The organism is Klebsiella sp. 28 (assembly GCF_018223905.1).
Classification (GTDB): Bacteria; Pseudomonadota; Gammaproteobacteria; order Enterobacterales; family Enterobacteriaceae; genus Klebsiella; species Klebsiella pneumoniae.
This window is the reverse complement of the sequence record NZ_JAGRQY010000252.1, coordinates 1-2,294: the sequence shown is the minus strand read 5'-3', so window position 1 is coordinate 2,294 and position 2,294 is coordinate 1. Positions and strand designations below refer to the sequence as shown.

2 protein-coding genes and 1 pseudogene are annotated in these 2,294 nt (G+C 56.0%); 2 read left to right on the top strand and 1 reads right to left on the bottom strand.

Annotation, left to right across the window (positions count from 1 at the left end):
- The coding region (tetR(D), locus tag KHQ28_RS27610) for a tetracycline resistance transcriptional repressor TetR(D) (protein WP_129307090.1) at positions 1-627 on the bottom strand (627 nt) is incomplete at its 3' end.
- A 95-nt stretch (positions 628-722) separates the two neighbouring features.
- Between tetR(D) and tet(D) the strand changes: the two genes are divergently transcribed.
- Positions 723-1,907 carry a tetracycline efflux MFS transporter Tet(D) gene (gene tet(D), locus KHQ28_RS27605; RefSeq protein WP_001039466.1) on the top strand — a complete coding sequence of 395 codons (1,185 nt, stop codon included), beginning with the start codon at positions 723-725 and terminating at the stop codon, positions 1,905-1,907.
- Between the two features lie 94 nt (positions 1,908-2,001).
- Positions 2,002-2,238, top strand: a pseudogene (locus KHQ28_RS27600) (alcohol dehydrogenase catalytic domain-containing protein); the annotation flags it as partial.
- Positions 2,239-2,294 lie beyond the last annotated feature (56 nt).

Genomic DNA, 2,294 nt, shown 5'->3' with positions numbered 1-2,294 from the left:
ACCGACTATTTGCAACAGTGCCGTAAGCTGCACCTCAAACCCCCGGATCAGGCTCTCCAGGCCATGCAGAAAGGCCTGCTCACCATCATCACTGTCCATAATCTGCAGCGCTTCCCGCAATAGCGGCGGCAGGTTTTCGTCCGGTGCTGCAGGGCGGTCGGTCAGGGCGGCAGTATGCTCCTGCTGCTCCAGTACGGCACCAAGGGTAAAATGACTGACCGCTGAAATCGCATATAACCCGTCGCGCAGTGAAAAGCCGTTTTCTGTCATAAAGCGTAACTGGGTTTCCACCGTATCATACTGTTTTTCATCAGGGCGGGTGCCGAGGTGCACTTTTGCCCCGTCACGGTAACGCAGCAGCGCCCGGCGGAAACTCATTGCATTATTGCGCAGAAATGACTGCCAGGATTCCCCCGCCGCAGGCAGTGAATAATCATGATGACGCGCCAGGATCTCCACCGCCAGCGCATCCAGTAACGCCCGTTTATTTTTCACATGCCAGTAAAGTGTCGGCTGTTCTATTCCCAGCTTCTGCGCCAGCTTGCGGGTCGTCAGCCCGTCAATCCCTGTCTCATTCAGCAGTTCCAGTGCCGCATCAATAACCGATTCTCTGTTCAGCCGTGCCATGACCGTCTCCTCCGATTTTCAGATTGACACTCTATCATTGATAGGGATATATTCCAACTCTATCAATGATAGGGAATTAACACAGGATCTGAAAAATGAATAAACCCGCTGTCATCGCGCTGGTGATTACACTGCTGGACGCGATGGGAATTGGTCTGATCATGCCGGTATTACCGTCACTGCTGCGGGAATATCTCCCGGAAGCGGATGTGGCAAACCATTACGGCATTCTGCTGGCGCTGTATGCGGTGATGCAGGTCTGTTTTGCTCCGCTGCTGGGCAGATGGTCAGATAAGCTGGGGCGCAGACCGGTGCTGCTGTTATCCCTGGCGGGTGCCGCGTTTGATTACACACTGCTGGCACTGTCCAATGTGCTGTGGATGTTGTATCTCGGGCGGATTATCTCCGGGATCACTGGTGCCACCGGCGCGGTTGCGGCTTCGGTAGTGGCGGACAGCACGGCGGTCAGCGAGCGTACCGCCTGGTTCGGCCGTCTCGGTGCGGCCTTTGGTGCCGGGCTGATTGCCGGGCCGGCTATCGGCGGACTGGCGGGGGATATCTCACCGCATCTGCCGTTTGTCATTGCGGCAATACTGAATGCCTGCACCTTTCTGATGGTCTTTTTTATCTTTAAACCGGCGGTACAGACAGAAGAAAAACCGGCGGAGCAGAAACAAGAAAGCGCAGGTATCAGCTTTATCACACTGCTTAAACCTCTGGCGCTGTTGCTGTTTGTCTTTTTTACCGCGCAGCTTATCGGGCAGATCCCGGCCACTGTCTGGGTATTGTTTACGGAGAGCCGCTTTGCCTGGGACAGCGCGGCGGTCGGTTTTTCACTGGCGGGACTCGGGGCGATGCATGCACTGTTTCAGGCGGTGGTTGCCGGGGCGCTGGCAAAACGGCTGAGTGAGAAAACCATTATTTTCGCCGGATTTATTGCCGATGCCACCGCGTTTTTACTGATGTCTGCTATCACTTCCGGATGGATGGTGTATCCGGTCCTGATCCTGCTGGCAGGCGGCGGAATTGCACTGCCTGCATTGCAGGGCATTATCTCTGCCGGGGCATCGGCGGCAAATCAGGGAAAACTACAGGGTGTGCTGGTCAGCCTGACCAATCTGACCGGCGTGGCGGGCCCGCTGCTGTTTGCTTTTATTTTCAGTCAGACACAGCAGAGTGCGGACGGTACGGTGTGGCTGATTGGCACGGCACTGTACGGTCTGCTGCTGGCAATCTGTCTGCTGATCAGAAAACCGGCACCGGTGGCGGCCACCTGCTGACCGGCGCTATACAGGCAGCGCTGTTGTGCGGTATGGTGGACGGCATTCGTGCTTATCGCCTGCCATGATAAGCCTCAGACACAGAGGAACCGTTATGAAATCACGCGCAGCAGTCGCCTTCGGGCCGGGTTTACCCCTTGAAATTGTTGAAATTGATGTGGCACCGCCGAAGAAAGGTGAAGTGCTGGTGAAAATCAGTCACACCGGGGTATGCCATACCGATGCCTACACGCTTTCCGGTGATGATCCGGAAGGTCTGTTCCCGGTGGTGCTCGGCCATGAAGGTGCCGGGGTGGTGGTTGAGGTCGGTGAGGGCGTGACCAGTGTGAAACGGGGTCTGACGCTCAGTGGAACGAAAACTCACGTTAAGGGATTTTGGTCATGAGA